Raw genomic sequence first — 23,131 nt, 5'->3', positions numbered from 1 at the left:
GGTCCCCCGGGCCGGTTCGGCCGCTTTTTGTCGGTGCCGTCTGCGCATCCGGCAAAGCAATCCGGTGAATCATGCGAACGCGGCTGTCGCACTTTACCGCGACTCGCGGCACGCGCCATTCGACAATGAGGAACGCTGCGCGCCGGACGGCGCAAGGACGATGCAGCCCGCGATTCGCAGGCATGCCGATCGTTGCAAACGCAACGATCGGCCCAACCCGATTCAGTTCAAACGCTGAAGCGGTTCAGCGTATAAGCGCGATAAGCGGCCACGAACGCATCGAACGATCCGCCGTCCTTGCCTTCCAGCTCGGCCTGCTCGGCCAGTGACTTGTCGGCCAGTGCTCGCGCCGCGGCGGCCGCTTCGCCATCGAGCGGCCGCGCACGGAAGTATTCGGCATGCGCCGCGCTTTGCCGGCGCGCGAAATCGAGGAACGATTCGCCGCGCTCGCGCATCTCGCGCAACACACGCGCCGACGGCGTCTGCTCGGGATCGTCGAGCTTCACGCGCTGCGCGGCCACGGCACGCACGTGTGCATCGTCGCCGCGGATCTCGTCGAGCACGCGCGCCGCGATCTCGATCTTCGCGAACTCGTCCTCGGCCCAGTCGCGCATCGTCACGGCCGCACCGTCGCGCACCAGTTCGAGCCCCGGCTTGCGCCCTTCCATCGTCACGCGGCCGAAGTTCGCATTGGCCTCGCGATAGGCATCGCATTCGAGCGGCGCGCTGTCGTCGAGCGCGCACACCAGCAGGTAGGCATCCATGAAGCGCGCGGTATCGATGGCGATGCCGGTCGGCTCGAACGGATCGATATCGAGGCAGCGCACCTCGATGTACTGCACGCCGCGCGACGCGAGCGCATGCAGCGGCCGCTCGCCCGAATAGGTGACGCGCTTCGGACGGATCGTCGAGTAGAACTCGTTCTCGATCTGCAGCACGTTGGTGTTGAGCTGGATCCACTCGCCGTCGCGATGCGTGCCGATCGCCTCATAGGCCGGATACGGCTCGCTGACGGCCTTGGACAGCGCGTCGAGATAGCCGTCGAGCGAGTTGTAGTCGGCCACCAGTGCCGACTGCGCCGTGGTGTTCGAATAGCCGAGATCGCTCATCCGCAGGCTGGTGGCGTACGGGCGATACAGCGTGGTCGCGTCGAACGCCTCGAGCGCGCTGTCCCGCCCGCGCAGGAACGCCTTGTCGAGCGCCGGCGACGCGCCGAACAGGTACATCAGCAGCCAACTGGTGCGGCGGAAATTGCGGATCTGCGCGAGATAGCGCGCCGATTGGTAATCGACCGGCGCGGCGGCCGACTGCGCATGCTCGCGCAAACGCAGCCAGATATCCTCGTGCAGCGAGTAGTTGTAGTGAATGCCCGCGATGCACTGCATCGTGCGGCCGTAGCGATACGCGAGGCCGCGGCGGTAGATGGTCTTCAGGCGGCCGATGTTCGAGCTGCCGTATTCGGCGATCGGAATTTGATCGTCGGCCGGCAGCGTGCCGGGCATCGATTCGTTCCAGAGCATCTCGTCGCCGAGCGCGGCGTACGCTTCGCGATGCAGCGTGTCGAGGCTCGCCAGCGTGATCGCCACATCGGGTTCGGCCGGCGTGATCAGCTCGATCAGCGCCTCGGAATAATCGGTCGTGAGCGCGGGATGCGTGAGCGCGGAACCGAGCGCGCGCGGATGCGGCGTCATCGCGATCATGCCGTCGCGCGTCACGCGCAGGCTTTCCTTTTCAATACCGCGCAGGCCGTCAACCAGACGTTCGCGCGTCGGCCCGGAAGCCAGCACGGCGAGACGTTGCTGCAGCAAGTCGGTGTGGCTGGAAGTCATCTTGTTCGACATGGATGCTCGGAAGCAGGCATGGCGGTTTGCTGCCACGCGCACCGCCCGCCGGGATTGACGGTAGCGGGCACTTTAACATCTCGCCGACACGCCCGCTTGAGCCCACCCCGATTCCCGGCACAGCCAAGCCTGGCTTGCCTTCCAGCGCCCTCAGCCGCCGCGCGCGCCGCCCGCCCGGTCGGCAATTTCGTTCCAGAGATGCATGGCCGCATAGGCACGCCACGGGCGCCATGCGTCGCTGCGCCGCCGCTGGCTCGACGGCCGGTCGAGCGACGGATCGCGCGCGATGATCGACTGCATCAGCACGAGATCGGTGGCGGGCCACGCGTCCGGGTCGCGCCAGGCGCGCATCGCGATGTATTCGACCGTCCACGGGCCGATGCCGGGTAGCGCGAGCAGCGCCGCACGGCGTTGCGTCAAATCGGCCGTGCCGGCGGCGAGGTCGATCGGCGCCTCGCCGGCGGACACCGCGTGCGCCGTGCCCTGCAGCGCGGCGATCCGCTTGCCGGGCATGCCGATCCGGTCGAAATCGCAGGCGGCCAGCGCGGCCGGCTCGGGAAAGCGCCAGCCGACAGCCGGATGCGGCGGTGCGGCAAGCGGCTCGCCGGCGCGCTGCACCAATCGTCCGATGATCGTCGTCGCGGCCTTCACGCTGACCTGCTGGCCGACGATCGCGCGCACGACAAGCTCGAACGCGGACCACGCGCCCGGCACGCGCAAGCCTGGCGCTGCCGCGACCAGCGGCGCGAACCACGCGTCGCGCGCCAGATGCGCGCCGATCTCGGCCGGGTCGGCCCGCACGTCGAAGACGGTGGCCAAGCGGGCCGCGAGCGCGTCGTCCGCGCGCAACGCAGCGGTGCCCTCGATCGTCGCAACAAGGCAGCGGCGCGTGGGATGACGGCGCACGCTCAACACGCCGCTCGCGCCGCGATAGTCGATCGCACGCAGATACGCGCCGTCGGCGACGGTCTCGACGCCGGGAATCGCGCGCCCGGCCAGGAAACGCAACAGGCGCGGCCAGTCGTACGGCGGCCGGAACGGCAACGCGATCTCGACGCGCGCGGCATCGCCCGCGCCCACGCCTGCAACGCTGGGCCCGCCTATGGCGAGCAGCGCGGAGGCGGATGCAGCCGCGGCGCGACGCGTCATGCGGCGTCGTCGAGCGACAGCGCGGCCGGCTCGCCGGACGCCTGCCGTGCCTCGGCCGCGAGCAGCGCCGCCTTGCGCGCGGTGCCCCAGCGATAGCCGGTCAGCGCACCGTCCTTGTGGATCACGCGGTGGCACGGGATCGCGAGCGCCACCGGGTTCGACGCACAGGCGCTCGCCACGGCCCGCACCGCACGCGGCGAACCGACCGCCTCGGCGATCTGCGTATAGCTGCGCGTCTGGCCATACGGAATCTGCTGCAGGGCTTCCCAGACGCGCTGCTGGAACGCCGTCGCGCTGATGTCGAGCGGCAACGTCATGCGCTCCTGCGTGCCGTGCAGGTAGGCATCGATCTCGCTCAGGAACGGCGCCAGACGCTCCGGCGCGGCAACGCATTCGGCGTTCGCGAAACTCGTGCGCAGATCGTCGACGAGCGGCGCTATCGCGTCGCCAAACGCAATCCGGCAGATGCCGCGCGAGGTGGCCGCCACCAGCACCTGGCCGAGCGACGTGGGCGCGGTGGCGTACTCGATGCGCAGCCCCGCGCCTTTGCGCCGGAACACCGACGGCGCCATGCCGAGCTCGCGCGGCACCGCCTCGTACACACGCGACGACGACTGATACCCGGCATCGACCGCCGCGCGCGTGACCGGCGCGCCGCTTTCGAGCGCATCGCGCAGTGCAGCGCCACGGCGCGCCGCCTGATATTGACGCGGCGTCACGCCCACCACCCGCTTGAACAGGCGCTGCAAATGAAACGGACTCACATGCACGGCCGCGCTCAACTCGGCCAGCGTCGCGCGATCGCTCGCGTCGAGCACGGCGCAGGCGCGCTGCACGATCTCCACTTCGCGCGGCGCGCGTTCGGGCTGACAGCGCTTGCAGGGTCGGAAGCCCGCTTCGCGCGCCGCTGCCGGCGCGTCGAAAAACGCCACGTTCTCGCGACGCGGCATGCGCGACGCGCAGCTCGGACGGCAGAACACGCCGGTCGTGCGGACTGCGTAGAAAAACACGCCGTCGGCCCCGGCATCACGCGCGACGAGGGCGGCCCAGCGGGATTCGTCGGTCGGGTACTTGGAAGACATGATCGCCTCGCGAAAACAGTGAGAACGGTATGCACTCTACGTGGCACGCCCTGCGCTGCCTGCCGGAATCTTGCGCTGTCATTCGGCAGAACTAACGGGGTGCGAACGGATGCAGCGCCGCGCCACACCGCACGTCAATTAAGCGAGAACTACACCCAAATTCGCAGCCCTTTGCCGCAGCGCGCGAAACAGCCGAAGCGCTGCGACACATTGACTCCGTAACGATATTTTGCAATCGAATTATTGCGACGCACCATCGGCCTGTGTATAGTTGGAACTGTCTCCTCCATGTCTCCTCCTGATATGGATTAAGCCCGCTCCACTAGAGCGGGCTTTTTTTCGTCCATCGTTCGGGCACACCGTTGTTCATCGCTGCGGGAATTTTGCGCGCATCGCGTCATGTCCGTCGAGCTGGCCGAATGGCCGACTCGATGCGCCGCGCGTGATCGACTAGACTCGATCGCTCCATGCCTGAAACAGGAGACGCGCCTCATGAAACCCGTGATTCTCGGCATCGACCACGTCGTGCTGCGCGTCGTCGACATGCCGTCGATGCTGCGCTTTTACTGCGACGTGCTGGGTTGCCATCTCGAGAAGGAACAGCCTGATCTCGGGCTCATGCAATTGCGTGCCGGCAGCACGCTGATCGACCTGCTGAGGCAGAACGCACCGATCGACCGCGCGGACAGCGGCATGCCGGGCGCGGGCCGCAACATGGATCACCTGTGCCTGCGCGTCGAGCCGTTCGATGCGGACGCACTGCGCGCTCACCTCACGTCGCACGGCGCCGCGCCCGACGAGCCGGCCGAGCGCTATGGCGCGGACGGCTACGGGCCATCGATCTATCTGTCCGACCCCGAGGGAAATCGCGTGGAATTGAAGGGACCGCCGCGCGCGGTGTAGCGAGGAAGGAAAAGCGTTACTCGCCGGCGCGCGGCTTCAGCACGGTCCATTCGACCGCGACCGGATCGTGTGACGCGCTCGACAGCCAGGCCGAGCCATCCTGAATCGTGCATTGCAGCCGCATCGTCCGTTCGGCCATCGTGCCGAGCGCTTCGGCGGCGCCGTCGGCCAACGTCAGCACGCGCACGTTGCGCAGGCGTTCCACCTTGCTGCGCACGCCCTGCCACCAGATATCCGAGGTGCGGCCGCCGTAGGCGATCACATCCACCTGGGCCGAACGGCCGCTGGCCTTCGAGATGCGCCGTTCATCCGGCTGGCCTACGTCGATCCAGGCCTCGATCGCGCCCGTCAGGTCCTTTTGCCAGATGTCCGGCTCGTCCGTGTCGGACAGGCCCTTGGCGAACTCGAGGCGCTCGCGCGCCAGCAGCGCGAACGCGACGATACGCACCATCATGCGTTCGTCCGTCTCGGAGGGATGACGGGCCACCGTCAGCGTGTGGTCGGCGTAATAGTGCCGGTCCATGTCCGCAATTTGCAGTTCAGCCTTGTAGATCGTCGATTTGAGCGCCATCCGGTGTCGTGCCGCGTGCGGGCGAAAGGTTCGGTCGGGGCGTGATGATACCGAATGCGCGCGGCGTGCGCCCGAAATCGCGGTGAAGGCTATGGACGGTGGCACGCCATACGAGAAAATCCACGACGCGCCGCTCGTGCGCTGCCTAGAATAAAAAGCAGGGCGCTACGCTGCCCGTCAGCCGCACGGAGGCAATCGTGGTCGAGCAAGTGATCCTGGGCATTTTTCTCGTGCTGCCGCTGGTGATCGTCGCGGCATTGTTCTCCGACGAGCTGTGGCAGGAACATCGCCGGCGGCATCCGCGCGCGCTGCACGCGGTGCATATCGACTGGCGGCATCCGTGGAAGCATTGGCGGCGCGAGCATTGAGGCGTTCGGGCTGCGATCGCGCCCCGCTTCAATGGTTGCTGTTCATCCGCTGCTCATCCATGCGTTGCTGACGCACGCGCTCTTCCTGCATGCGCTCCTCGCGCATCGTTTCCTCATGCTGGCGCTGGTAGCGCAGCTCTTCCTGCTGATGGCGTTCCGCGCGCAGATAATCCTCGCGATTGTTGACGCGCATGAAACCGCCCGCGCCATGAGCCGATGAATAGGTCTCCGAATCAAGCTGGGCAAGCGCCGGCAGCGCGACGGCGGACAATGCGCACGCCAGGCAGCCGGCGAGCAGTCGTGAACAAGGGGGCATGCGGGCTCTCGTCGATGGCGGGTGATCGAACACCGTAGCATTCGATGGCGCGCGGCATGACGGGATTGCGAAGCAGGTGGTGCGGATGCGAAACGCGCTGAAGGCAGGCTGGCGACGCGGACCGATACAGAACCTAGCAATTTCTCACAGCGCCATATAGGGCAAGGCCCCGTCGATTTAACAGGGTCTTTGTGTACCGTAGTGTGTACCTAAAACGCAAAGCCGCCAAGTTATCCACATGGCACTCGACATCGAGCGACCGAATACCCGCGCTACAATTTGACCTGCTCGAATCGCCCTTTGCCGGAGAAACTGTAGGGGACCTTAAATGCGGCTCCGCCCTGCATCCCCTCTGACTGCTCGATAATCCTCGGCCACCAGCGCACGATGGTGTGGGATATGTCCCAGAAAGTGCGCTTCGACCAACTCTTGTCCAAAAAGAAAACGATCAGCCCAGCCCGGCTCAGCACTTCGCGCTCCAATCCCTTGTTCAGCCTGTCGTGAGTGATCACCGACCAGCCGCCCTCTATCGACAGCGCGTTGATCCAGACCTCGTCCCTGCAGTCTTGGTCGAATTTCTCCCGTAGATGCACTACAGAGTGCCCGCGGGAATCACTCAATGCGTGGAGGGCCCTTGCCAGGGCAGGAGGAAGATTGTTGTCGACGAAGAACTTCACGCAGCCAGACTTTCTTCGAAGGCGACGGCCGCATCGACTGCGGCAACGGGCACTTCGTAGAGTCTCGCGACGAGGTTCTTGTCACCCTCCGCGTTGAACGCCTCGGAGAGGATCGATGTCCTGACAGAACCATGCGTGACGATCGGCTTGCCAAAGGCGATGGCCGGGTCTAGCACGATCGCCTTGCTACGCGGAGCCGGGTACCAGCGGGCGGCCAAGCGGTCGGCGCCAAACTCGATACCGGTGCGCAGCGATGGTTCAATGATCTTCCTGAACGCATACTGCTGTTTCACCAAATCCAGCAGTTCGGTTTCCCCGGTCTCCTCAATGGCCGATGCAAAAATCGTTCGACCATCAGTGCGGAACTGCTGTGAGGTGAACGGGTAGTCCGTATTGAAAAGCGCGCGTGCATGCTGGCTCGCGACACGAATCGTCTGCAGGCTGACGCCGTGCTCGCGGAACGCATGTACGAACCGAACTTCAAGAAGGTCATGAAAGCTGATGCCGTCGAGGTCATCGCCAGCAAGCGCCGTTTCCCAGAGCGGATCAACGGAAATCGACTCGTGCTTCTTGTCCCGGTAGGAATATCCATCCAGCCAGCGGCGTAGGTCCCTGACCGGTATTTTCGTCAGCAGAGCCGCCTCATGGAAGGTGTATAGGCCGATGCCGGTAAGCTGCATAACCCCCTCCCTCCAAAAAGTTGACCCGCCGGGAGATACCCGGTCCCTAAGCGATCCAATTCTACCTAAATTCGCCGACCGTCCTCCCACCGCGCTATAGCAGCTCATTCCCGCCCAACCACGCTACTTCAGCGGGACTGAGGTGTGTCGCTACGGTTCGTTTAGCGGCCCATCCAGGCTCATGCCCGTCCTTGGTCAATCGCGGCCCTCATGCTGTCGAATGCGGCCCCATGTGCTTCCTCGCGTGACACAAACGCCCCGGCTGCCTCCACAGTGACCATAACCGGCTCACCCGCCATAGCCAAAGGGCTGTTTCTGACCACTTGGTAGGCAATCCGGTACTTGCCGTCGATCTTCCTCACCGCGGCGTCCAATTCGCGCCCCATGTAATGGCAAGACAGATGAATGTTTCCAACCTCAATATCTTCCATGGCATTTCTCCGGGAATAGAAGGCATCAACGATGCAGTTCGGCCACGTTCCGAGCAAGGCCACTGTCAACACGGGTAGAGCATGACCAGCATCTCCGGCTAACAGTATCAATGATTCGTAAACCTGTTTCGCCGGTGCCCGTCACCAGGAAAATGTGGCCTACCATGTACCCCATCGCATTCGAGGAGCCGCCCTATGAACGTCTACTTCGACAACAACACCTTGGCCGATCTGGCTCGAGCTGGCATCGACCCTGCGACCGCGCTCGCTGATAGCGAGTTCACTCTAGCGGTAACGCCGGATCTCGCCACGGAGTACCAGCAAGGCATCCAGAGCGGCAACACAACAGCGGCCGAGAAGGATCTGTGCCGACGGCTTCTCGCCGCTGCGACTGAACGCGGCATCTTCGGCTTTGCCGGCCCGGATGGATCAAGCAATGGCTACTCTGGCTTCGATCACGGCTACTGGGCAGACGAAGGCACGGTCCAGACGCTACAGTCGATCAAGGTCACCGAACGGCCCGGCAAAGCAATCCCGAAGAACCGCACAGATGCGTTCCTCGTCGCGTTGGCTGCGGGTGCCGTAGTCATTACGAACGATACCGGCAAGCACTTCCGACTCGCACGGGAAAAAGGCCATCACGTCTACTCGTGGGCAGAACTCGTCGACGTCGGCAATGCGCCCACCGTGATCGCGCGCCACCTTGGGACAGTATTGAATCAGCAGCATTAATCTGCACAAACTCTCATTGCCCATGGTCTTCCGATCAATATAACGTCCCGAGATCCACTTGATCATGTGACTGCGAGACTTCAGCACCGTCCGGCATATCCTCCGCATCATGATCAAAATGTATTCCGGAAAGAAGCCTGTCTCGCACTGGTACAAAGAAATCTTTCCCATCGCCCCACGCCACAACCAGAGGGCCAAATGAGCCGTCCTTAGACGAAAGGACTTCAATCACCTCGCCAGTAGTCAATAGAGCCAAGGAGTATCTTCCCTCATACGTCGAGCCATTTTTCGTAAAATCAGATTCGATCATAATATGCTCTTTAACATGAGCCCTATAGATCAAGGTAAATTCCGCAGCAATTTTCCCTTTCTCCTTCGACATTACGATTCCATCGAAGACCGAGCGATCTGCTCCAGCCAAACCTATGATGTACGGCTTGAGACTAAGAATCCGCCTCGAGAGTGTTGGTGTATCAGATTTCGCACGGAGACATGCCCCCCAAAGAAATGCAACGTCCTGTAGTGCAAGGTTCGCAATGTCCAACTCTCCTAACACACGATCTATAGCCCCAGAATCAGGCGGCAGTCCATGTGCTACCCATGTGTCTTGAATCGAACGAAGAAGCCGAACAATTGCACTGGCAAAATATTTTTCCACCAAATCGGGGAATGCCAAGAGTAGATCTTTAAGATCTTTCTCCTCAACAACATGCACTCGATACGATTTTTGAACCTCAATTTTCTTCAACCAGTCGCGGGCTGGATTGGTCGGGTACGACGACATGAAGAACACAAGATGGTCCGGTTGCTCCGCATCCGCCCACGCAATTTTCGATGTTAAGTCGTCGGGCGGCACTCCACCGGATGTGTAGTGCTTACATTCGAAAAACCACCGCTCTTCGATAGTTCCCACTACTGCATTGTGCAGTCGCAACGTCGCCTCGATGTCTCGGCCGCTATCTGCCCCTCCGCGACGCCACTTCAGCGCATAGAATCCACTCCTGCTCACCAGGTCATAACAAAGCTCCTCAAACTGAGACGGAGTAACTTTGCGGAAATCGATATCGAGGTCAGTAAATTTCATACTTAGTTGTGGGCGTCGTGGGATTCTCGATTCTATCTAACATCACTTCCTATTAAAGCATCAAGGTCATTTCCGAGACACCCACTTAACGATAGCCAAGTGGGTCAGCCAGATATCGATGAATCTCGCTGTTCTTCCAGACCGTGCACCGCGGAGATAGTTGAATCGGCTGAGGCGCCCGTCCGGCCAAGTAGAGCTGTCGCCACGTCTCCCGACAGACACCAACAAAAGGCTCGATCTGCTTCCATCTGGAGTGTCCAACGAGCGGTAGCGTGTCTACATGCCTATGCATGTTCCACCTCCATACCGGTCAACGCCTGACGCCCGTAAACCTGCTCTACCCACGTTCCCCGCCCACCCCCATGGCCGAGCCATGTTGATACACCCGCAGCCGCCTCCCGGCGCGATACGCCGGCCGCCTTCTGCCGCTCTAGATGCTCGGTCGCGTATGCGTAACGGAGGCTATGCGGTGCGCGCTCATCGGTCATACCGACCTTGCGCACAACGTAGTGATATCGGTTCATCGCCCGCATGAGATCCGACTTTCGAACCAGTCGACCGTTATGGTCGGCAGCAAACCTGATAGCCCGTTCCACAAGTGCGGCGGCGCGCTCCCTCACCAAAGGTGGGCTGCGTCGTGCTTTGCCGCCCTTCGTTCCACGGAAGATCGTCACGAAACTATCGCCGATCGGATTGGCCAGGGCTCGGCGCCAGTCAGCCAGGGAGCTGACACTACATACCGCCTCCTCGGCGCGGAGCCCGAACTCCAACTGCAGCTCAAGAACAATCGCGACCCCCTGGTCGATAGCATCGACCGCACGTCGATACTGCTCAAACGCCTCCGCATCCATCGGTCGCTTGGTACCGGCCCGGCTCGCCCCTGCGATGCCGAACGCGGCATTGCTCATCTTGTCGGCGAACGGCCGTCGCTTGATGCCCTCCAAGGCAGTACGGACGTGCGCTAGGTTGTTCGCGATGGTTCGCTTTGAACATTCGCGCGCCGCCATGTCGTCGACCCAAGCAGCTAGGTGTTTCTCCTTCAGTTGCCCAGTCGTGTGAACCTGGAACCCCGCTTGCCAGATAAAGCTCGCGAAACGCGCGAGCGCCAGCGCCCGACCTTTGTAGGTCAGGTTTGCCTGTTTGCCACGCGCACGGCGCGCGGCACGGCACAGGTCGGCCGTGAGTGACTGCTGTGACATGCACACCCCATATCCATGACGTGAGGCTCGACCCCAGTCGTCTCCCTGGCCGTTGGACGGAGCTGCGGGAACGCAGCCGGGAGACAACAAACGGGGGCACGAGCCTCGGCCTGGTGAGATCGAGAGCGTTCTACGTCAGCAAGCCGACGCAGCCTGGCGCGCATCGACCCGACGAGGGTCGACACGCGGCAGGAGGACGCTTCCCCCGTTTGATCCGTGTTTTGGCTGTGCGACCGATCGGGGGACGCCAATGCCCCGACCGCGCGAAGGGATGCGTGCCGATCAAGTCGGCACGAGATAGAAGACGCTGTGCTCGAGCGCGCCGCCCATCGTCACGAGGACAATTGAGATGGGCGCAACAAGACACGGCGTTAGCGCTGGGAAGCGCACGTCACGGAGTCAGTGCCGCGGGGGCGGCATACGGGGATTGCAGATCACGCCTTTCGCAGAAAGCAAAGGCGATGGGGCATCGCTGTACAGCGAAGCAGTCACAAATCCATCACGAAACTGCGGACGGATTTTGGGTATGGGTACCGCTCTTAAGAAATTCAAAGGGCGACCAGCTAGGTCACCATGCCCGCATAGCAGGCTTTTCACGCAATTGCCGAGCAAGCTCGGTGTACTTCAGTCGATGCCCTAACCTGGGCGAGGTGTGCAGTGAGATTAGCAATGACCACTCGGCTTGGCAACGAATTTTCAGCCATCGCCAGCAGCCTCCCGGGAATGGCAGTCACGTCTACAGAGTGACGCACACAACATTTCCAGACGCGCATCGCTTTGCCACGCGATTCGCAAAGTGACGCCACCACCGGTCACAATGCCGCATGTTGCAGTTTCGAGACGATGTCGTGCGTTGCCGACAATGAGCCGAGCGGTACACATGCGACAGTTGCATAAACATATTCGGTAACTCCCTAGCCGCGGGGTTCATGCAGGTCGTCAATCGCCGCTCCCTTCGCCGGCCGCCGGTTGTAATTCACCAAGTGCAATCTTGGTCAAGCGCATGTGCCGCTCTTGCTCGTTGTGAATCAGTCGCAAGCGGCGTTCATACTCGACTGCAGCCTCAGGATGGAAGTCGCGTAGATAGCGTAGCTTGCCCGCGCTTTCGTTGAGCCATGCCGTGCAGTGAAGGCAATCGAGGGAGCCCATGCCGTATGCGTACGAACGCGGTATTTCGACGCCCTCCGCGCGCAGATACGCGAATACGTCATCTTTCGACCAGTGGCGGAGCGGAAGAAGGTAGCTGCCACCGTTCGGGTTCTTCCCGCCGCGGACCCAAGGGTTCGTCAGCGCCTCACTATCGCGGTCGCCACGAATCATCAGGTCAACGCCCAGCTCGTTAATCTTGAGATGGAGCGGCAGCCACCAATTGCTCGTGCAGCAGTCGAACCGTGAATGAATCCTGAAGCGGGGCGCGGCAGCCTCGATTTCACGCCCCATCACCGTCGCAGTCAGCGGCATCATGTCGGCAGGATAGGTTTGCTCCGGCCCGTGTGCGCGGATGTAGCCGGGGCCGGCAACTTCGACGAAGTGCGGGACGAGTTGCCAGATGCGCTCCATCTGTTCGATGGTTTCCGGGTAGGGGTCGCCGGCATTCGCCCACAGCACCGTAATGCGGTCCCACCATGGGCGCAGCAGGTACAGGCATGCCAGAGAATCCTTGCCGCCCGAGAACGTCAACGCAGGCCGTGCGTGTGTCACCATGGCCCGCTCGATTTCATCGAATGCAGCATCCACCAGTTGACGGATGCGGAGTGCTCCTCGAAGCGCTTCGCCAATGTCCATGCCGGCAGCAGGCTCGGCAACCGGCAACAAGCCCGCTGCAGTGATCGCCTGGCCTTCGGTACCACATGCGATCACGGCGAGATCGGGGGAGTTTGGAGTCGTGCTCATGCGATCTCCATGGGTTCGGCACGCTCCACGACAATCAGGCGGCGCGCGCCGCCGCTATTCACGTCGGCTATCACCTTGCGCTCGAGCTCATCGACATCCACTTCCATCGGGCACGGATAGAACATGCCGTCGACGACAACGCCACGGCCTTGCTCGAATTCACCAAAATGTCGAATCACGACGATCAGAGGCTCCGCACCCCCATGTTGTTGCTCAAGGCGCTCAACGCGCGCTTTGAGATTGCTGGCTGCCATTGTCTTTTACCTCCAAAGCTGAGATTCGCTTTTCGAGTTCGTCGGCCTCGACGATCCTCACCTGTGCTGCCAAAACCTGCATGACTGCGTTCGCCTGATCGGGCGTAATCGTCCCGGCCGCCATTGCACGCAGGACGGCATCTCCTCGCTCCGCCAGAGAACCAGTCAGTGCGGGTAAATCAACCGGCTCATCTTTTGCCTTCATCACCGGAATGCACCGGTCGATGCAGATTCGAAGCGCCGTTGTATCTCCCGCCTTGGCGAGCTCAACCGCTTTCGACACCAGGGCGGCAGCATGCGGCTGCAGCAGTTCCCGGAGTGCCGTGCGCTTATCGCACGCGCCCTTTGGCTTTCCCGCCGGGTTGCCGCTCTGCCCTTTTTTGAACTGTCCGCCGCTCATTGCGCTGTAAATCCCCTGAAAAATTCACGGTCAAAAATCGATTGGGTCGTCCGACAATGCCGGTCCACGCGCCGCCTGGCCGCCACCATCGCCCTGCACGGCGGCGCGCTTTCGCTTCACGTGGTAGGCCGTCAGCACCGCGTGGGCCACCATGTCGAGCGCCGGCTTTGTATCTCCGTGCTTATCCGTCCACACCTTCGGCGTTAGGGCGCCGGCCAGCGCCACCGAGTCACCGTCCTCGAGCGCCAATAGCGCATCACCCACCGTCGTGCTGAATGCGATCACGTTCACGAACATCGCCTCACCACCGTCCACCGCGGCGCGCACCTTGCACGTCACGAACGTCCCACCGTTGCGTCCCTGCCGGCTCATAGCTGTACCGAACAGCTTTCCGCTCACCAGTCCATCGATCACGTTCCACCTCCGTTTGAATTTTCAGAAAAGCGCCGCGCACCCTGTCTTGTCTCGCGTGTCTCTTCCCTAAAGGGAAGAAGAGACAACGAGACAAAACTGCAGTTGGCCTTGTCTCGCGTGTCTCTCGGAGCAAACGAGACAGACGGACATTCAAGGGTTCCGCCCAAACTCAATGCTGGCGGTCATTCCGATGAATGCCACCATGGCGCGCCTGTCGGTTTGTCTCGCGTGTCTCGCGATCCAGACGAGACAAAAGCTGGATGCTCGGAAATTCCGTGCTTTTTGCCCCTCGCGAGACAAAATCGGTGCTCTCATTGGATACCTCCTGCGAACGCGTAGATGCCCGCGGTGTGGTGGAATACCCCCGCTTCGGCAAGCGTTTTGCAGGCACGGTAAACCGAGGTCCGCGCGTACTCGCCGTCGAAATGCTTCGCGATCTCGGCGGCCTTTGCCCCGACCTTGCGGGCTCGCAAGAACTCTTGCACAGCGCCCTCGACCGGACCGAGTTTCTTGCACTTGATTGGCGTGGCCGGCGCACTCTCGGGTGCAACGACGCAGGTCGTAGCCGATGCGCCCCACTTCGTCACGCCGAGTTCGACGACATCGAGTCGGAATCCGATGCGCTCGCCTTTGGTTCCAAGGTCTCGAACCTTGGTGATTTCGGCGCACCGGCCGATCGGCGAATCCGTGATTTCGATTTCCGCATCGACTGCAGCGCGCACGCCCGACCATCCGCGCGAACCAGACGCCGCGTTTTTGCCGGAGTGATGAATCAACAGAAAATGCGCGTCGCACTCGTTGCGAATTCGGTCAAAACGCTCAATAACTCGGCTCATGTCCTGCCCTGCGTTTTCGTTGGCACCAGCGCTGAGCCGCGCGAGCGTGTCCCCGACGATCAGCCGGACCTTTTGCCCACGCTGCGCCTCGAGGCGCTGGACCGTGGCGATGATCGACGAGGTATCGGCATCGTTCTCGAACAGGTTCAGCGGGTTCTGAACGATCGCGAAATTTGGCACACGCACGCCGTGGTGCCGCTGGTAGGCTTGCAGACGACTGCGCACCGATGCGGGCGATTCGGCGGCCAGGTAGACCACCATGCCGGCTTCCGTGCGCTTGCCCATCCATTCCACGCCGCGCGCGACGGCCGCGGCCAGGTCAATCACAAGGAAAGTCTTGCCGCTGTTGGAGTCGCCGTAGAGAACGCTCCCACCGCCGACTGTCAGCAGTCCTTGGACGAGTTCGTCGGGCGGCGTAAATTCTTCAGACAGATCGTCGGCAAAAACAACATTCAACGGCAGATCGTCCGCCAGCACATGTGCGTGGTCACCGGGTTGGGTGTCACGCTCAGAAGCTTTCGCGATGCGCCGGCCGTTCGCCACGGCGAGACGCATGCCCTCGGTGCCGCCCTCAGTTGCGATGTCGTTAAGATCACGCCCCATAACTGGCCTCCACAAGGGTGACATCGCGTTCCGCCAGCGCCCAGCGCTCTCCGCAGGATACGGCGGCGCGCTCTCCTGCAAGATCAGCGTCGACGGCGATCGTGAGAGCGTCAATCCCAGGCAACAACGGGAGCTTTGCGAGATTACCTGCATCGATCAACGCCCATACTGGCTTGAACACGCGAGCGAGGCTGAGCGCGGTTTCTATGCCTTCGGCAACGGCCAAACCGAGCGTGAGGGCTTCGTCGGGCCATAAGCGAATCACACCGCCAGCCTTGCGGTGCCCACCGAGCAGCATCCTCGGCGAGTTAACGTCGGCCTTCGTACCATCGGCTTTGACCCACGTGCGATGCAGACTGATGGGAACAGTCGACAGGGCGTCCGTGACCAAGGCAACGAGGCACGGCCCGGCATAGCCGGAAGGATGACGCGCGGCAGGATCGAACCTCAGATCCCCTTCAAAGGGCGGCAGCACACACGCACGCTCCTCGAGATAGGCGCGGCCTACGTCGCGCACAGCGCCCAATGACTGCCAGTAGGTAAGCCATTGAGGGGCAAGCGTTTGGCGGATCTCGCGATCGGGTTCACGCTGGCGGACTGGCACTGGCGCCGGACGTTGAACCAATGCCGAATCTGACCAGCCAGCGCCGAGTGCTTGACGGAACAGCGTTGCAGCGCCAATGCCGCCAGTCGGCTTGAACGAACGCCAGACGGATCGCGCCTCGGATTCCCCCCGAAGTTGCTGCCCGACGCGCACCAGTCGATCCAGTCCGCGAGATTTAGGCCGGCAGATTTGGCAGCCATGCCGATTCGCACCCAGCTTTCGCGATCGCAACCAGCGTCGATATGAAATAGGGCGGAACGGGCTCGGTCGATTTCGCTGCGCATTGATGCCGCCTTACGCCGCAGCCTGCTTGCGCGATTCAGCAATGCACCTCTCGATGTAAGCGTCGAGCTCGTGTTCCAGAAAAATCGTGGTGGCTGGCCCCAGCTTTATCGGCTTGGGGAAGTTTGATTCGTGTTTGGCCTTTAACCAGAGCGTGGACAGACCGATACCGAGCTTCTTGGCGGCTTGGGCAGGACGAAGTCCTTGGCTGCTGATCGACATCTCTTTCTCCTTAAAGATTGTCTAGCTACGCCGTATAGCGTCCAACCAGACATGTCCGGAGATTAAGAATTTCCCGAGGATAGGAGGACTACCTGTGCGCGCAGCGACTAGCTCATGCGCGCAGCGGATAGCCTAGTTTTTGGTGTTTCTAGTCGGGTCTGGGGTACCACGAAGTGCCCGACGCGCTGTCGAAAAAGACATTTCTAAGGCGGCACACTCCTGCTCGGCGCAGATATCTCGAGTCGAATATTTGCCGGCTGCCCAAGCGGCGCGGATTTGGGCGGCCTTATCGCGAGAGCCGCCTGGCTTCTCATGCCTCGCGTTCGCAGCACGGCGAGCAGAGTCGCTCCTCTCGTCGCGAATGAGTGATTCATTCATGCGTTTTTGCAGTACTCGATGGGCTTCTAGCAGGCGCGGCTCCGGATTTCGACAACCCGCCAGTCCACGAGAACCAATCCAATAACATTGAGCCTCGACTACATCGGCCAACACAATTGCTCCGAGCAAATGCTGCTTCGGTGAGTTGTCAATCACGCAACTGATGCCGGCGCGTGCAAGGTACAGCCCAAACAGCAGCGCGTACTCGCCAATCTCGAGCGGAGGATCAAATGGCACCGGAATGTCGGTCTTGAGCCTCTCAGGATCTTCCGAAAAATAGTGCAAGTCGTCGGAAAAAAACTCTCGGGCCATGAGCAAGCCGGTGCCCGCAAGACCGTCATCGTTTACCGCAGTCTCGGCGATAGCTTGTAACGCCAGTTCGATGTCGCTTTCCGACCGGCCCTCTGAAATGGTCAGATGTGACACGAACCACTCAGCAGCTTGCGCTAACCGATCTAATACGCTCTTCTCGAGGCCTTCTATGTGCATTACGCCCTCATTCGAGGCCCTTAGAGGAGCCGCGCCAACGGAGTAGGGAATTCCGCTTTCGCTCATCGGGCTAGGCACGGCTGAACTACGACGATGCGGCTTACGCTATCGCAAGTCCTGTTTCATATGGCCGGCCTCTTCATCGCGAAGCCGGCGACGATCCAGCCGATGGAGCCAATCATAGCGGCGCCAACCACGCCGGCGATCGCGTATGCCTGACAGGCTCCCCAATGATGCACGCGCATTGTGGCCGGATGCGTCGAGAAATACTCATTCAGGATGTGATCTCGTTGATCAAGGCGTGCCAGCAACTCGCCAGTCGACGCCCTTTCCGCACTGCCCTTGAGAAGATCGCCGGCGATATACCTGTCAAATGCAGTGTCTTCGTGAGGCTGCACTGGCGGATGCTTGAGGCTTTCTACATCTAGGCGCTTTCCGGTCTGCCTTTCGTAGACCTCGGCTTTCTGCTGGTTGGTCAACAGGACGTCCGTGCCGATCGCCGCTTCGACTGCAGCCCATGTGAAACCAAGCAGCCAGATCGCAGCGATTACCTTGATGACGACACTAATTCTTCTGATCCCCTCCATGCTCGCCCTCGATCAGTAGCTGTCGTCGTTCGCAGCGGCGCTAGCCTCAAAGCGTCGCATTTGCCAGCCACGGATCTGCACCAGCGCGCGCGCCCACTCGCTCGGCGAAAGAATGCGCCAGCTCGGTTCCGGTTGAGGCCATAAGCGGCGAACACGGAAGCTCTCGATGTCATCCCAGTTCGGATTCGACGGGTTCACGTTCAGGGCTGGCCGGTAGAGCGCGACGTAGGCCGGCACGTTAGCGAGCCGCGCGAGCTGCTGTAGCACGCTCGTCGGCTTTTCCTGCCCGATGTCACGCGCGACCTCGACGAGTGCGAGCGGTGTTTTCCCCAATGATCGTATTCGGTGAACAGCACCGAGTCGAGGTCGGCCATGGTCAGAGATTCCGCCTGATCAGCTCGCAAATAACGACCAATCGATGGCGCGCGATGCCAAACGCCATAAGCGCGGTCGCGAATTTCGTAACGCTCAGTTCGCATGAGCAGTTCCAAAGAAGGAGCGCGACGACGGTGCGGCGCGCAGTGGTTTCAGGCCGTGGAATAGGGACGGGCGTTAGGTTCCATCATTCGTGAGAAAGCGCGCTGCTTTGCCGCTCTACAAGCAGGCATTTCAACCGGGACGTTTCATAAATCAGTGCAGCGAGATCAGTTTCCAGCTGCTTAATCATTTGCCAAGCATCGTCATTGCGCTCCTCAAGCAGGTCTTTCGCGTCGCTCAATCGCTTCTCTTGGCGTACTCGGTCAAGGCTCCAGGACGCATTGCCGCTCTCAATCGCCCATGCACGTAGGGCCGCCTCATCTTCTCGACGCGAGCGCCGCACGTTCTCGAGCAGCACCACTGACTTCGGAAATCTGCCGCGGTGGGGTTTGTTTTCGACGGGCTCGCGAGCAAATGACTTGTGCGTCAAGACAGGGCTAGAGTTGGCGTTAGCCATGACGAACCCCGCGTGCGTCGAGACCCGCTTTTACTGCTCTCTCGCGAATCACATCGATGTCGTTCGCTTGTAGGTCAGCTTGCAAAGCGCCATGCTCACATAACGCCTTGATGTCGCGGTCGGTCGTCAGCCGAGAAATGCTGCGAAAGATTGCACTCATCGCCTCAGCCTGCTCGTAGGCGATGCTTGCAGTGTCTTCGATGTCATCGATAGAAACGGGCTGAAATCCGTCTATCAGGACGTATTCGGTAGAATCGAGTGTAGCCATGGTACGGACCTCCTTCATAGGCCGTGTTTTGGTCAGGCGGTCTCGGTGCTCCAACACCTTGACTGCCGCTTCGCCTGATACCCGTCAGGCAACGGTCATGCAATCTATGCTGCAGTGGCGCCAAAAGCGCCGATCACTACCTTCCGCTGTCCATCCACCTGCGACTCGACAAAGTCGGCCCACAGCTGCAGGATCTTCCGGCGCTCTTCGGCATATTCCGCCCGGTTGTAGACGCCCTTGATGCCCTTGATCGAATGCGCCAGCGCCTTCTCGATCGCGTCGGATGACATGCCCATCTCGTGCAGATGCGTCGACGCAGTACGCCGGAAGTCATGCAAGACGAAGTGCTGGACGTCGAGACTGAGCGAACGCACTGCCTGATTGAGCGTGCTCTTGGCGATCGGCTGGTCACCTCGGCCGCGCGTCGTCGGGAATACGTGTTCGTGATTGCCCGTCTGCTCGTACAGTTCGCGGAACATCGCAACTGCTTGCGAAGAGAGGTAGACCCAGTGCTCCTTATCCTTCTTCATCCGGTCGGCAGGAATGCGCCAGATGCCGGCGTCGAGGTCGAACTCCGACCAGCGCGCCTCGATCAGTTCGGACTTCCGAACCATCGTCAAGATCAGCAGGTGGATCGCAAGCTTGAGAGTACGGCGAATGTCGGACGCGTAGACAGCCCGGAGAACCGTGCCAACCTCGTCGGGCGACAGGACGCGGGTACGACTGTCCTGCGTCGCCACGAATCGAGCGACCACGGCATGAGCTGGATTGGATGTGGCGAGCTGGCGCGCAATCGCGTATTCGAACAGGCGTTTGATGACGTTGCGGGTGGCGAGCGCCATCTTGGGAGCGCCCCGCGCCTTGATCTTGTCGCAGATGACCAGCACATCCCCCGGCGTCACATCGGGCAGTGACTTGTTCCCGATAGCCGGGTAGATGTCCTTCTCGAGCGCCCGCTTGATCGTTCGCGCGTATTCCACCGACATCGGCGCGACCTGGCTTGTGTACCAATCCTCGCCAAACGCCTTGACCGTATCGAAGCGCTTCACAGCACCGCGGTCCTTCTTGGCATCGGCGATAGGGGAAACGCCTTTGGCGACGATCTCAGCGTAGCGGCGGGCCTTCTCGCGCGCATCCTGCAGCGTGATCGCGGGGTAGTCCCCGATCGTGACCATCGGCTGCCGTTCGCCGTGCAGTGTGTACCGGTATCGCCAGACCTTCGAGCCCGACGTCATGACCTCAAGCACCAAGCCACCACCGTCTGAAATCCGGTAGCGCGCCGCCTTGGGCTTCAGCGCCTTGATGCGGGTGTCATTCAGGGGAACGGCGATCTTCGGCATGGTTGGTACACATCAATTGGGACACAACGAGAGCGTGTACCGAAATGTGTACCATCAAGACCTAGATGTCAATAGACAACCTTGGGCAACGCTGGGCGACAGTTCCTAGCATTCACAATAGTTTCAAGGGGATGTCTAGATGACCTTGGACAACCTTGGGTGACTGGTTATTTTCCGATACAGAACCGGCTGAAAATCACCCCCAACAAATCATCCGACGTAAATTCCCCGGTAATCGAATTCAACTGCTCCTGCGCGAGCCGCAACTCCTCCGCGAACAGATCGAGCGCCTGCGCGTTCTGTTCTGCGTGCGCCGCGGCCTGCGCCAGATGCGCCTGCGCCGCGCGCAGCGCGACCAGATGCCGCTCGCGCGCGAGATACACGCTCTCGGCACCGGCCTGCCAACCCGCGATGCGCAGCAACTCCGCACGCAACAGATCGATGCCGTCGCCGCGCTTCGCCGACAGGCGCAATTCGCTCAGATCGGCCTCGCCGGCCAGATGCGCGACCGATGCGGCCTCGTTGCTGAGGTCCGTCTTGTTGAACACGCGCACTACCGGCACATTGGCGGGAAAACGCCCGGCGATCGCGCGATCGTCGTCGCCCAGCGCCGTGCGCGCATCGAGCAGATGCAGCACGACATCGGCGCGCTCGATCTCGCCCCAGGTGCGCGCGATGCCGATCTTCTCGACCTCGTCGTCGGTCTCGCGCAGCCCGGCCGTATCGATGATGTGCAGCGGAATGCCCTCGACCTGGATCGTCTGTGCCACCTTGTCGCGCGTGGTGCCGGCGATCGGTGTCACGATCGCAAGTTCGGCGCCGGCCAACGCGTTGAGCAGCGACGACTTGCCGACGTTCGGCTGCCCCGCCAGCACCACCGACATCCCCTCGCGCAGCAGCGCACCCTGGCGTGCCTCGCCAAGCACCTGCACGAGCCGCGCGCGGATGTGCGCGAGCTTGCCGCGCGCGTCGGCGGCCTCGAGGAAATCGATCTCTTCCTCGGGAAAATCGAGTGTCGCCTCGACCAGCATCCGCAGGCCGATCACGTCGTCGACAAGTGCATGGATCTCGCGCGAGAACACCCCGTCGAGCGAACGCCCCGCCGAACGCACGGCGGCCTCGGTACTGGCTTCGATCAGGTCGGCCACGGCCTCGGCCTGCGCGAGATCGAGCTTGTCGTTGAGAAACGCGCGACGCGTGAATTCGCCCGGCTCGGCCAGCCTCAGGCCGTGCTCGCGGCCCGCGTCCAGACAACGTTGCAGCACCAGTTGCAGCACGATCGGGCCGCCATGCCCCTGCAGTTCGAGCACCTGCTCGCCGGTGTAGGAATTCGGCGCGGTGAAATACAGCGCGATGCCGCGATCGAGCGCGGCGCCGTCCACGTCGAGGAACGGCACGTAGCTCGCGTGCCGCGGCGCCAGAATTTGCCCGCATACCGCGCGCATCAACGCTTCGGCCGCCACCAAGCCGGCGCGGCCGAACGACACGCGCACGACCCCGATGCCGCCTCGGCCGGCAGCAGTGGCAATGGCGACGATCGGATCGGAATCGGTGACGGGCATGGAGAAGTCGAAGGCAAGGAGGATCGGGCCGGCATCGCCGTGGACGCCGCTGGAACGCCCGCATTGTAGCGTGGCGGCCGGAAGCGCTCCGAGGCCGGAGCGCGTCGCACCGGGCCGGGTTCGCCTGCGATTGCCGGCAGGCCATTTTCGCCCGATCAGGCTATTTCATCATCAGAACGTCCATCGTCGAATCGGGTCGTACATCCCGAATCTCGTCCACATGCTTTTATTTACGAGATAATCATGGTCAATCTCGGCTGCACCCGCCGCCGCATTCCGGCGCCTAATGAGATAAATATGACGCAGTCGGTTGTCATTGCGCCATCGCCTCGATTGCACAATCTGCGCATGCCGACCCTCGAAGAAAAAATGGCGTTTTCAGAACGCCTCAAATTCGCGCTATTACGCAGTCCCGAGAAACTTTCCGGCGCGACCGAACTTGCCCTGCACTTCAACCTGCGCCATCACGGCGAGCATCCGGTGTCGCCGCAAACCACGCACAAGTGGCTGACCGGCCGCACGATTCCGACCGCCGACAAGCTCGCGACACTCGCCGAATGGTTGCGCGTCGATCTGCACTGGCTGCATTACGGGCCGCCGCCCACCAGCAATGCACTCAGCACGCCGCGCCCGTTGCCACGTGACGAACGCTATCCGCCGACGCAGGAAACCATCGAACTGGCGACCAAGATCGAATCGCTGTCGTCGCATCATCGTTATCTGGTGCAGGAGCTGATCGAACAGTTCTATGGCGGGCCACCACAACGCTGAGAGGCCGACGAGCCGGCCATCCGCTGCGAACTGCGACCCGATGTCACAATTTGGCCGGTTTCGGCCAGCGCCTCGCGGATTGGCTGTTAGTTGCATTTAGAGACAAGGCTGGCGCCCAGAAGAACGTTCGGCATCGCGGCTCCTTAGCTCTGATCAATCGTAGCCGATTCTCCCAAACACGCTAAATTACCAGCAACCAGCAATACGATTGCGCATGACGCCGGAATGCTGTCGCTCACTGTATACAAGCATTTCCGAGAT

Annotated in this window: 28 protein-coding genes and 1 pseudogene; 4 read left to right on the top strand and 25 right to left on the bottom strand. The window is 61.7% G+C overall.

All coding sequences use genetic code 11. From position 1 onward, the window contains the following. Window positions 1-227 precede the first annotated feature (227 nt). The 3 genes from gshA to ada form a co-directional block, all read right to left on the bottom strand. Window positions 228-1,841 (bottom strand): glutamate--cysteine ligase, encoded by a 1,614-nt coding sequence (gene gshA / locus AB4851_RS16510; RefSeq protein WP_414450692.1) that lies wholly within the window; start codon window positions 1,839-1,841, stop codon window positions 228-230. A gap of 150 nt (window positions 1,842-1,991) precedes the next feature. Next, on the bottom strand, window positions 1,992-2,990 hold the full coding sequence (locus AB4851_RS16505; RefSeq protein ID WP_414450691.1) for a DNA-3-methyladenine glycosylase family protein: 999 nt from the start codon (window positions 2,988-2,990) through the stop codon (window positions 1,992-1,994). Further along, window positions 2,987-4,075: a bifunctional DNA-binding transcriptional regulator/O6-methylguanine-DNA methyltransferase Ada gene (gene ada / locus AB4851_RS16500; RefSeq protein WP_414451873.1), complete on the bottom strand. Its 1,089-nt coding sequence runs from the start codon at window positions 4,073-4,075 to the stop codon at window positions 2,987-2,989. The genes AB4851_RS16505 and ada overlap by 4 nt, the downstream gene beginning before the upstream one ends. Before the next feature lie 489 nt (window positions 4,076-4,564). Here ada and AB4851_RS16495 point away from each other — a divergent pair, with 489 nt between their 5' ends. Further along, a complete protein-coding gene (locus AB4851_RS16495; RefSeq protein ID WP_414450690.1) occupies window positions 4,565-4,975 on the top strand; it encodes a VOC family protein in 411 nt (136 codons plus the stop codon). A gap of 16 nt (window positions 4,976-4,991) precedes the next feature. Here AB4851_RS16495 and AB4851_RS16490 read toward each other — a convergent pair whose 3' ends face one another. After that, window positions 4,992-5,546 carry a YaeQ family protein gene (locus AB4851_RS16490; RefSeq protein WP_414450689.1) on the bottom strand — a complete coding sequence of 185 codons (555 nt, stop codon included), beginning with the start codon at window positions 5,544-5,546 and terminating at the stop codon, window positions 4,992-4,994. Between the two features lie 197 nt (window positions 5,547-5,743). Between AB4851_RS16490 and AB4851_RS16485 the strand changes: the two genes are divergently transcribed. Then, window positions 5,744-5,914 carry a hypothetical protein gene (locus AB4851_RS16485; RefSeq protein WP_414443457.1) on the top strand — a complete coding sequence of 57 codons (171 nt, stop codon included), beginning with the start codon at window positions 5,744-5,746 and terminating at the stop codon, window positions 5,912-5,914. A gap of 28 nt (window positions 5,915-5,942) precedes the next feature. Here the strand turns inward: AB4851_RS16485 and AB4851_RS16480 are convergent, their stop codons facing one another. The 4 genes from AB4851_RS16480 to AB4851_RS16465 all read right to left on the bottom strand — a co-directional run bounded on the left by AB4851_RS16480 (window position 5,943) and on the right by AB4851_RS16465 (window position 8,018). Beyond that, window positions 5,943-6,185: a hypothetical protein gene (locus tag AB4851_RS16480; protein ID WP_414450688.1), complete on the bottom strand. Its 243-nt coding sequence runs from the start codon at window positions 6,183-6,185 to the stop codon at window positions 5,943-5,945. 317 nt (window positions 6,186-6,502) lie between these two features. Beyond that, entirely contained in the window at window positions 6,503-6,907 is a 405-nt protein-coding gene (locus tag AB4851_RS16475) for a hypothetical protein (RefSeq protein ID WP_414450687.1), read from the bottom strand. Next, complete coding sequence (locus AB4851_RS16470; protein ID WP_414450686.1) at window positions 6,904-7,587, bottom strand: DUF433 domain-containing protein; 684 nt, start codon at window positions 7,585-7,587, stop codon at window positions 6,904-6,906. The genes AB4851_RS16475 and AB4851_RS16470 overlap by 4 nt, the downstream gene beginning before the upstream one ends. Window positions 7,588-7,766: 179 nt before the next feature. Next, window positions 7,767-8,018 carry a hypothetical protein gene (locus AB4851_RS16465; RefSeq protein ID WP_414450685.1) on the bottom strand — a complete coding sequence of 84 codons (252 nt, stop codon included), beginning with the start codon at window positions 8,016-8,018 and terminating at the stop codon, window positions 7,767-7,769. A 195-nt stretch (window positions 8,019-8,213) separates the two neighbouring features. On the opposite strand from AB4851_RS16465, the gene AB4851_RS16460 reads away from it, so the two are divergent. Beyond that, the gene (locus AB4851_RS16460; protein ID WP_414450684.1) at window positions 8,214-8,750 is read left to right on the top strand and encodes a hypothetical protein; all 537 of its coding nucleotides are present in this window, start codon (window positions 8,214-8,216) and stop codon (window positions 8,748-8,750) included. 34 nt (window positions 8,751-8,784) lie between these two features. Here the strand turns inward: AB4851_RS16460 and AB4851_RS16455 are convergent, their stop codons facing one another. The 17 genes and pseudogenes from AB4851_RS16455 to mnmE all read right to left on the bottom strand — a co-directional run bounded on the left by AB4851_RS16455 (window position 8,785) and on the right by mnmE (window position 22,099). Continuing rightward, on the bottom strand, window positions 8,785-9,834 hold the full coding sequence (locus AB4851_RS16455; protein ID WP_414450683.1) for a restriction endonuclease: 1,050 nt from the start codon (window positions 9,832-9,834) through the stop codon (window positions 8,785-8,787). A 284-nt stretch (window positions 9,835-10,118) separates the two neighbouring features. Beyond that, window positions 10,119-11,033, bottom strand: a complete 915-nt coding sequence (locus AB4851_RS16450) for an integrase domain-containing protein (RefSeq protein WP_414450682.1) — start codon at window positions 11,031-11,033, stop codon at window positions 10,119-10,121. A 939-nt stretch (window positions 11,034-11,972) separates the two neighbouring features. Then, on the bottom strand, window positions 11,973-12,926 hold the full coding sequence (locus AB4851_RS16445) for a phosphoadenosine phosphosulfate reductase family protein (protein WP_414450681.1): 954 nt from the start codon (window positions 12,924-12,926) through the stop codon (window positions 11,973-11,975). Beyond that, window positions 12,923-13,180 carry a hypothetical protein gene (locus tag AB4851_RS16440; protein ID WP_414450680.1) on the bottom strand — a complete coding sequence of 86 codons (258 nt, stop codon included), beginning with the start codon at window positions 13,178-13,180 and terminating at the stop codon, window positions 12,923-12,925. Before AB4851_RS16440 ends, AB4851_RS16445 begins: the two co-directional genes overlap by 4 nt. Further along, window positions 13,149-13,580, bottom strand: a complete 432-nt coding sequence (locus AB4851_RS16435) for a DUF5681 domain-containing protein (protein ID WP_414450679.1) — start codon at window positions 13,578-13,580, stop codon at window positions 13,149-13,151. Before AB4851_RS16435 ends, AB4851_RS16440 begins: the two co-directional genes overlap by 32 nt. Before the next feature lie 30 nt (window positions 13,581-13,610). After that, a complete protein-coding gene (locus tag AB4851_RS16430) occupies window positions 13,611-13,994 on the bottom strand; it encodes a single-stranded DNA-binding protein (protein WP_414450678.1) in 384 nt (127 codons plus the stop codon). 311 nt (window positions 13,995-14,305) lie between these two features. Then, entirely contained in the window at window positions 14,306-15,433 is a 1,128-nt protein-coding gene (locus AB4851_RS16425; protein WP_414450677.1) for a helicase RepA family protein, read from the bottom strand. After that, entirely contained in the window at window positions 15,423-16,190 is a 768-nt protein-coding gene (locus tag AB4851_RS16420) for a toprim domain-containing protein (protein WP_414450676.1), read from the bottom strand. The genes AB4851_RS16425 and AB4851_RS16420 overlap by 11 nt, the downstream gene beginning before the upstream one ends. A gap of 35 nt (window positions 16,191-16,225) precedes the next feature. Beyond that, window positions 16,226-16,321: pseudogene (locus tag AB4851_RS16415) on the bottom strand (hypothetical protein); the annotation flags it as partial. A 10-nt stretch (window positions 16,322-16,331) separates the two neighbouring features. After that, window positions 16,332-16,541, bottom strand: coding sequence for a helix-turn-helix transcriptional regulator (locus AB4851_RS16410; RefSeq protein WP_414450675.1), 210 nt, complete (start codon window positions 16,539-16,541; stop codon window positions 16,332-16,334). Window positions 16,542-16,673: 132 nt separating this feature from the next. Then, complete coding sequence (locus AB4851_RS16405) at window positions 16,674-17,345, bottom strand: hypothetical protein (RefSeq protein ID WP_414450674.1); 672 nt, start codon at window positions 17,343-17,345, stop codon at window positions 16,674-16,676. 185 nt (window positions 17,346-17,530) lie between these two features. Continuing rightward, on the bottom strand, window positions 17,531-17,995 hold the full coding sequence (locus AB4851_RS16400) for a hypothetical protein (protein ID WP_414450673.1): 465 nt from the start codon (window positions 17,993-17,995) through the stop codon (window positions 17,531-17,533). A 12-nt stretch (window positions 17,996-18,007) separates the two neighbouring features. Continuing rightward, window positions 18,008-18,328, bottom strand: a complete 321-nt coding sequence (locus tag AB4851_RS16395; protein WP_414450672.1) for a hypothetical protein — start codon at window positions 18,326-18,328, stop codon at window positions 18,008-18,010. A gap of 229 nt (window positions 18,329-18,557) precedes the next feature. Next, window positions 18,558-18,929, bottom strand: coding sequence for a hypothetical protein (locus AB4851_RS16390; RefSeq protein WP_414450671.1), 372 nt, complete (start codon window positions 18,927-18,929; stop codon window positions 18,558-18,560). Further along, entirely contained in the window at window positions 18,922-19,197 is a 276-nt protein-coding gene (locus AB4851_RS16385; RefSeq protein ID WP_414450670.1) for a hypothetical protein, read from the bottom strand. The genes AB4851_RS16390 and AB4851_RS16385 overlap by 8 nt, the downstream gene beginning before the upstream one ends. Window positions 19,198-19,301: 104 nt before the next feature. Beyond that, a complete protein-coding gene (locus tag AB4851_RS16380; RefSeq protein WP_414450669.1) occupies window positions 19,302-20,537 on the bottom strand; it encodes a tyrosine-type recombinase/integrase in 1,236 nt (411 codons plus the stop codon). A 167-nt stretch (window positions 20,538-20,704) separates the two neighbouring features. Continuing rightward, window positions 20,705-22,099 carry a tRNA uridine-5-carboxymethylaminomethyl(34) synthesis GTPase MnmE gene (mnmE, locus tag AB4851_RS16375; protein WP_414450668.1) on the bottom strand — a complete coding sequence of 465 codons (1,395 nt, stop codon included), beginning with the start codon at window positions 22,097-22,099 and terminating at the stop codon, window positions 20,705-20,707. Window positions 22,100-22,447: 348 nt separating this feature from the next. Here mnmE and AB4851_RS16370 point away from each other — a divergent pair, with 348 nt between their 5' ends. Beyond that, on the top strand, window positions 22,448-22,870 hold the full coding sequence (locus tag AB4851_RS16370) for a transcriptional regulator (protein WP_414451872.1): 423 nt from the start codon (window positions 22,448-22,450) through the stop codon (window positions 22,868-22,870). The last annotated feature ends 261 nt before the right edge of the window (window positions 22,871-23,131 follow it).

The sequence above is a fragment of the Burkholderia sp. 22PA0099 genome (assembly GCF_047497165.1).
GTDB lineage: Bacteria > Pseudomonadota > Gammaproteobacteria > Burkholderiales > Burkholderiaceae > Burkholderia.
The sequence above is the reverse complement of the archived record's forward strand: the minus strand, read 5'-3'. Positions and strand labels throughout refer to the sequence as shown.